Below are 7,133 nucleotides of genomic sequence, written 5' to 3'. Positions count from 1 at the left end.
GTTGGCGATTTTCTACCCCCGTTTCCCTCACTCGCACGATTAACTCCCTTCCCCGGTTGATCACTTGCGCTTCGGGTAAGCTTACTAACTCTAGCGTCGCTAATCCGAGCGAATCTGGTGGAATATCAGCTAATTCCTCGATATAAATCCTTTGTACTCTTGTTTCTTGTAATAGCTCTCTATATCGCTCTATATTCTCCTTTTCCACCCTTCGATTCGGATAGATCACCACCCCGCGCCAATTGTTTTTTAACTGCGTCTGTTTGAGATAGAGAAAAATTTCGGCGAAAAAACGCGCATAAAACTCCGGATCATTCTGAAACTGAACTTCGGTAAAATAAATTGGTAAATCTTGCCGTTCTGGTAGAAAGACTCCATCGATGCGAAAAGATAGTTGTTTCACCTCTACGGAGGAAAATCGATAGAAATTGGCTAATTCCCTGGGAAAGTCGATTAACTCAAACAGAAGATCGGGAAAGGTTTGAAAAAGTCGGTAGAAAATCGTGTCGGTTTTCATGAGTTCGGTCTATTCCGCTGGTGCGTCACGGGGTTCTGGAGGAGTATTTTTGACTTCTTTGGGGTTAATTGCCTTCGGACTGGCAATAAAGAGCGATTTTAGCCAATTCCAGAGCTTTTTTAGTAAGGATAGCATCGAAGAAAAGCGTCAAGAAGATAAGGAAATTATATCTCTACTGCCGAAAGTCGTCCCTCTACCGGTTCAAATTCGTCCTCTAGTAGCCAATTTTCCGCTTCCTCGTAACTCGCACCGGTAAATACCACCTGATAACCCTCAGAGGGATCGTACACGCGATAGTTTCCTGAAGATTCAGCCAGTAAAAGCAAGATATAGGGAGGAGATAGCAGCGGATCGATCCAAACCTCGGCAAAATTCCAATTATTATCGGTTAGGTTGGCTGCAGGGGATAACGTCCTAGGGGTTTTCTGCATCGATCTAATTTTTTCTAGAATGGGGAGAAAAGTAATTGCCATCGATCCATGATTCAGAGTATCTCGTCCTCTTGGTTGTCTGAGTATTCCTCGGCAGTTGCCGCAGGAATTTGCGCTATTTTAGTCTTTTTTGGTTGGTTATGCCTACACCTTAATCTGATCGGCCCAGCTTTTATCCTACTAGCGATCGCATATCTGGTGGGAGGATACGAGAGTACCCAAGCAGGATTGACGACTTTATGGGAGGAAAAAGAACTAGATGTGGACCTGTTAATGATTGTAGCGGCCTTGGGGGCGGCGATTTTGGGACTCTGGGACAGTAATTACTATCTCATCATCGATGGAGCCATTTTAATCCTGATTTTCGCTATTAGTGGCGCATTAGAACAGATTGCCATGGCAAAAACCGATCGCAATATTCGTTCTCTCATGGCGATGACTCCCGATACTGCTAGATTAATCACGGGAGACAGGGAAAAAGAGGTTCCTATCAAGCAATTACGGATCGGTGATACAGTTTTAGTCAAACCGGGTGAATTAATCCCCATTGATGGCATTATTATGGAGGGAAACAGTCCCATCAATCAAGCGCCAATTACCGGAGAATCGCTTCCCGTGGATAAAACCATCGGTGAAGAAGTCTTTGCGGGAACTCTCAACGGTGCGGGAGTGCTACGTTTAAAGGTGGAAACTCCCCCCGAAAGTCGCTTAATTGAGAGGGTGATTCGTTTGGTAGAAAAAGCGCAAAATGAATCCCCTCCCTCCCAAGAGTTTATCGAAGGTTTCGAGCGAGGTTATGCGAAAATTATCGTGATTTTGGGCTTAATTTTCGGGATTTTACCGCCTTTTTTCTGGGGTTGGACCTGGGAAACCACCATCTATCGGGCCTTAATTTTTCTCGTGGTGGCTTCTCCCTGTGCTTTAATGGCCTCAATTATGCCAGCTTTGTTATCGGGTATCGCTAACGGGGCAAAACAGGGGATTTTATTCAAAAATGGCGCAAGATTGGAGATGATCGGCCGCATACGAGCGATCGCTTTTGATAAAACCGGCACTCTCACCCTTGGTAAGTTGCAAGTGGTGGAAATTATCCCTATCCATGCAGTCAGCGAAAATGAGGTGTTAGCGGTGGCTGCATCCCTAGAATCCTGTTCGGAACATCCCATCGGATCCGCTATTACCGCCACAGCCAGGGAACGTGGTATAAATTTCTTCAGTGCTAATCAGGTGCAAGCGGTATCGGGACGGGGTATCACGGGAAAAATTGCCGATAAGTCGGTATCTGTGGGCAATTTTGCCTATATTCGTGACCATATTGCTGATCTTGACCAGAATATTTTAGCTATCCGCGAACGTTTACAAAAAGAAGGCAGAACCCTAGTTTGGGTAGTACAAGAGAATCAAATAATCGGTGCGATCGCTGTGGCTGATACCCTGCGGGAATCGGCAGTTCATCTGGTGAAGCAGCTAAAAAAGATCGGTATCGAACATATCGTTTTAATTACGGGTGATAATCAACAAAGTGCCGATCAAGTCGCTAAAAAACTCGGTATTGAGGAGGTTTACGCTGATTTGCTGCCCGAAGATAAGTTAACCGTTATCCAAAATCTGCAAGAAAAATATCACACTGTCGCTATGGTGGGGGATGGCATTAATGACGCGCCCGCTTTAGCTATGGCTAATGTGGGGATTGCCATGGGAAAAGCTGGTAGTGATGTGGCCTTGGAAACGGCCGATATTATCCTTATGTCCGATAATTTAGCCAAAATTCCCAGCGCGATTAACCTTGGTCGTCGTGCCAATCGCATCGTTAAACAGAATATCACTTTCGCCCTCGCGTTTATCGGCATATTGCTAATAGCCAATTTTGCCGGTGATATAACTTTACCTCTGGGTGTCATCGGTCATGAAGGATCGACGGTATTAGTGACTCTAAGCGGTTTAAGATTGTTCAAATAGGGATAAAAATACAGAGAACTATGGGCGAAATCCAGGCAATCCGAGGCACAAAAGATATTTTACCGGCGGAGATCGGTTACTGGCAGTGGTTAGAGGAAACTGCCAGCAGAATTTTAGGGACTGCGCTGTATCAAGAGATACGAACTCCCATTTTTGAACAGACGCAACTTTTTGAACGGGGTATCGGGGAAGCGACGGACGTGGTGGGTAAAGAAATGTACACTTTCCTCGATCGCGGTCAACGTTCCCTGACTTTGCGACCGGAGGGAACGGCTGGGGTCGTTCGCGCCTATATTGAACACAAATTACAGGCCGCTGGAGGAGTACAAAGACTCTGGTATAAGGGGCCGATGTTTCGTTATGAACGTCCGCAAGCGGGTAGGCAGCGACAGTTTCATCAAATTGGGGTCGAATTGTTGGGAACTGATGACCCTAGGGCGGATGTGGAAGTAATTACCCTTGCCAGCGAGATATTAAAAGCTGTGGGGCTAGAAAACCTAAAATTAGACCTTAATTCCCTGGGAAATGCCCAAGATAGGCAAAATTATCGTCAGGCCCTGCTAGATTATTTGACTCCCTACAAAGCTGATTTAGACGCGGATTCTCAACAGAGATTAGAAAAAAATCCCCTGCGAATTTTGGATAGTAAGGACGATAAAACCAAGATTATCTGTAAGAATGCCCCCAGTATTCTTGAACATATCGGCAGTGATTCTCAAAAGCATTTTGAACGGGTGCAATCTTTACTAACCGATTTGGGAGTTATCTATAATCTTAATCCCTCTTTAGTGCGAGGATTGGACTATTACACCCATACGGCCTTTGAAATTCAGTCCGATGATTTAGGCGCTCAAGCCACGGTTTGCGGTGGTGGTCGTTATGATGGTTTAATAGCTCAATTAGGCGGACCAGACACACCAGCAGTGGGTTGGGCGATCGGTTTAGAACGTCTGATTATATTATTACAACAAAAGCAATCTTTATCTTTTTTGGTTCCCGATTTTTATCTCGTCTCCAAAGGAGAAAAAGCTGAGGCCCGCAGTGTGGTGTTAGCGCAGCAATTACGCGGATTGGGGTTTAGCGTCGAGTTAGACTTAAGCGGCAGCGCTTTCGGAAAACAATTTAAACGGGCCGATCGAGCTAAGGCCGTGGGCTGTATAATTTTGGGGGATGCTGAGGCTGAAAATGGCACGGTACAACTGAAATGGATGGCCACCCAAGAACAAATTAGTCTAACCCAAGCGGATTTACTGACACAAGCAGGGGAATTAAAAGCGCAAATCTCCCGGCACAAATCCTAAGTTTTAGCGTCATGGGCAAACATTAGGCTCTCTTATTCTTTGTGTCCTTTGTGGTTAGTTCTACTCGCTGGGTGCATCTCATTTTTGTAAATCTACCAATTGGGATTTTTACTGGGAAACCCTCTGCTAAAATCGGACGTTGTTTCTGATTTTACCACTCAATCCAAGCTTTTGGGGGGTTCTACCCCCCAAACCCCCCGCGCATTAGTTTTTCGGTGGGATGCTTACACGCAGCTGCTGATACATTTGTCATCATCTAAGAGTCACTGATAATTGCTGATTGTCGGTATTCCTGCAAATGTGAGATGCAGCCCACTCGCTCGCTGGCGGGACTGTATCCTAGAATACATTTTACCCACCAAACCTAAGAGGCCAAACATTAGGCCTAGGCTAAGATTATGGAATTTATACTGCAAAAACAAGGGGAGAATCACGGACGCACAATTTCTACTAATTCTCTAGAAATTGTCTCGGGAAACTATCGTCTTTTAGCCCGTCTGGATTCTCCTTTTGCTCATATTGAAGTGCGTATCGATTACGAATCTCCGGACAGTAGTGAAAGATATACTCATTATTATCGATCGGATGCCGGGGGTTGGCTAGAAATTTTTTCCTATCGAGATTTAGGAATAGGTAGCTGGAAAATTCGCTGTTATGGGGATATTCTGGCAGAATTAGGGGGGCAAGGTTGGCAAGAAACGTTAACTTTAATTGTTACTCCTGTTAAGATCAATTATCTGGCTCAATTAGAACAGTTAATTAAGACCGAAATTGAACCTTTATTAGCACTAGAATACTCTCCGGAGATGGTAAAATTAGAATTTGCTGATTTAACCAATAATTCTGCCTTTGTTTTTGATTTATGCCTACCAGAGGAAACAATGACCGCTAGGGAAGGGGTAACTCTAGAACTGCCAGAACCTGCTAATATGAAAAAGAGCCTTCAAAGTTTATCTAATCGCAGTTCTGCACCCCTACCCCCGAAAATATCTGGTTCTAATTCTCGCCGAAAATCACCGCAACTGCCCCCAATTCCTAAAAATAAATAGGGTTTGCTGAATAAATGTGAAATATAGACGAGGTAAGGGTTTTATACCTTTTGCCCATCAAAAAGTGCCGACCCTTGGAGTGATTGGGGGAAAAATTCAGGTACTTTTTCCCTGAAAATTAGATAATTGACCAGATGAAAATCGGTAAAACCCTACACCCTACACCCTACACCCTGCCCCCAGAAAAAACTTTTTCAGCAAACCCTATGTAATGATGAGGTGAGGCAGCAACTTAAACCTAAGATTTTTTCAATAACTTCTGACGAACTCGCGAGATTAATAGGTCTAATTCTGGTAACTTCAATAACATCGCACCGAGGAGGAATAAACCCACCGCTACCGTTGAGGCCAAACCTAACTGTAATAATTGTAAGAAAATATTACCAGCACCGAAAACCTTTTCCCAACCCCAACTAGCACCCCAACTACCAACACCAGAAAGTATTGTAATTACCGTTAATCCCAATAAGGATAAACCCCATTCTCCTAGAGGTAAACCTCCTAAACGACGATTTAAAATTACCGTAAAAATGCCCATAGAAAGGATATTAACCCCCACAGTTGCTAAAACAATCCCCGGAGTACCAAAAGGTCTATACAAGAGGAAATCCAGCACACCATTGAGAAAAATATTCACCATACTCACCTTAAAGGGAGTGTCACCATCACCCAAAGCATAGAACACTCGTACTAAAACATCGCGACCGAGATAGAAAAACATCCCGAAACCGTAGGCCATTAATACGGGAACCACCTGTTCCGAGGCAGCCAGATTAAAGGCACCCCGTTGATAGATAACCCGCACTACCGGGAAAGCGAGGGCGATAAAGATAGCCGTGAAGGGTAACATGGTTAAAGCCGTCAATAATAAACCCTGACGGATTCTTTGCTTCAATTCTCCCCAATTTTCCGGTTCCGTCAGTCGAGAAAATATCGGCATAAACGGCACGAGAATCATGTTAGACATGATGCCCAAGGGCGTGAGAACGATAAAACTGGCGTAACGCATGGATGCGGCGGCATTTTCGATAAAAGAAGCGAAAAAGAGGTCAGTATAAACGTTAATATGCAACATTCCCGAAGATAAGGTCGCCGGAATCATCACCCGCAACACCTCCGACACCCCCGGTATTCGCCAATCCCAACGAAATGTTAATTTTCCTAAACCTGCCTTGACTTGTGCGCCCACTTGTGCTAACCATTGCCAGAGCGCCCCAACGAGAGTACCGCCGGCGAGGACAAAACCCCCCAGTTGCACATATTGCGGCTCATCAATGCGATCGCCAAGAAACCAAGCCAGCAAACCCACCCCGATAATCACCGCCACACTGGAAAAAAGCGGACTGAGACTCGGTAGCCAGTATTGGTCCGCTGCATTGAGAGTACCGAAACCGATGCCGATTAAACCGGCTAAAACCGCCATGGGGGCCATAATTTGCAGTTGTTGAATGGCCATGCTGCGGGTGGCGGCATCTAAACCGGGGGCGAGAACATCGATAAAAATATTGGCAAAAACGATTAAAAAGACGGTGACAGCTAATAAAATCGCACTGACTAGGGTGGTAATAGTCTCGACAATCGGCGCGGACTCGGATTTATCTCTTTTGGCCAAAACACTGACCAAAGCGCTGTGAAAGGGGCCGTTAATGCCACCGAGGAGAATTAACAGAAAACCGGGGATAACGTAGGCAAAAGCGTAGGCGTTCACCACTGGCCCAACACCGTAGGCAGCGGCGATTACCTGTTCGCGGACTAAACCAAAAACCTTACTGATTAAGGTGGCAACGGCGACAATTCCAGCAATACCGGCTAAGGAACGGGTAGCTTTCTTACTAATGACGACACCTCGAAAGAAAACAACTGCATTGATCGATTC

The 7,133-nt window shown here is 45.2% G+C and carries 7 protein-coding genes; 3 read left to right on the top strand and 4 right to left on the bottom strand.

Features of this window, described 5'->3' with window-relative positions; genetic code table 11:
* The 3 genes from IM462_RS02390 to IM462_RS02380 all read right to left on the bottom strand — a co-directional run.
* On the bottom strand, positions 1–517 hold a 517-nt coding region (locus IM462_RS02390; RefSeq protein WP_287699730.1), incomplete at its 3' end, for an Rpn family recombination-promoting nuclease/putative transposase.
* Between the two features lie 9 nt (positions 518–526).
* A complete protein-coding gene (locus tag IM462_RS02385; RefSeq protein ID WP_271948157.1) occupies positions 527–652 on the bottom strand; it encodes a hypothetical protein in 126 nt (41 codons plus the stop codon).
* 29 nt (positions 653–681) lie between these two features.
* Positions 682–990 carry a hypothetical protein gene (locus tag IM462_RS02380; protein WP_287699729.1) on the bottom strand — a complete coding sequence of 103 codons (309 nt, stop codon included), beginning with the start codon at positions 988–990 and terminating at the stop codon, positions 682–684.
* A gap of 6 nt (positions 991–996) precedes the next feature.
* Here IM462_RS02380 and IM462_RS02375 point away from each other — a divergent pair, with 6 nt between their 5' ends.
* From IM462_RS02375 to IM462_RS02365, 3 genes are all read left to right on the top strand, one after another.
* Complete coding sequence (locus IM462_RS02375; protein ID WP_287699728.1) at positions 997–2,907, top strand: heavy metal translocating P-type ATPase; 1,911 nt, start codon at positions 997–999, stop codon at positions 2,905–2,907.
* Between the two features lie 20 nt (positions 2,908–2,927).
* Positions 2,928–4,208, top strand: coding sequence for a histidine--tRNA ligase (hisS, locus tag IM462_RS02370; RefSeq protein ID WP_287699727.1), 1,281 nt, complete (start codon positions 2,928–2,930; stop codon positions 4,206–4,208).
* 398 nt (positions 4,209–4,606) lie between these two features.
* Positions 4,607–5,257, top strand: a complete 651-nt coding sequence (locus IM462_RS02365; protein ID WP_287699726.1) for a hypothetical protein — start codon at positions 4,607–4,609, stop codon at positions 5,255–5,257.
* Positions 5,258–5,495: 238 nt separating this feature from the next.
* Here IM462_RS02365 and murJ read toward each other — a convergent pair.
* Positions 5,496–7,133: murein biosynthesis integral membrane protein MurJ (murJ, locus tag IM462_RS02360; RefSeq protein ID WP_287699725.1), on the bottom strand; the 1,638-nt coding region annotated here is incomplete at its 5' end.

The organism is Microcystis sp. M144S2 (assembly GCF_020246065.1).
GTDB lineage: Bacteria > Cyanobacteriota > Cyanobacteriia > Cyanobacteriales > Microcystaceae > Microcystis > Microcystis ichthyoblabe_A.
Note: the sequence above shows the minus strand (reverse complement) of the source record. Positions and strands in the feature narration are given on the sequence as shown.

Bases quoted from the DNA above. Each gene is read 5' to 3' on its own strand.
- IM462_RS02375 (WP_287699728.1), top strand. From the start codon at position 997: ATGATTCAGAGTATCTCGTCCTCTTGGTTGTCTGAGTATTCCTCGGCA.
- IM462_RS02380 (WP_287699729.1), bottom strand. From the start codon at position 990: ATGGCAATTACTTTTCTCCCCATTCTAGAAAAAATTAGATCGATGCAG.
- hisS (WP_287699727.1), top strand. From the start codon at position 2,928: ATGGGCGAAATCCAGGCAATCCGAGGCACAAAAGATATTTTACCGGCG.
- IM462_RS02365 (WP_287699726.1), top strand. From the start codon at position 4,607: ATGGAATTTATACTGCAAAAACAAGGGGAGAATCACGGACGCACAATT.
- IM462_RS02385 (WP_271948157.1), bottom strand. From the start codon at position 652: ATGCTATCCTTACTAAAAAAGCTCTGGAATTGGCTAAAATCGCTCTTT.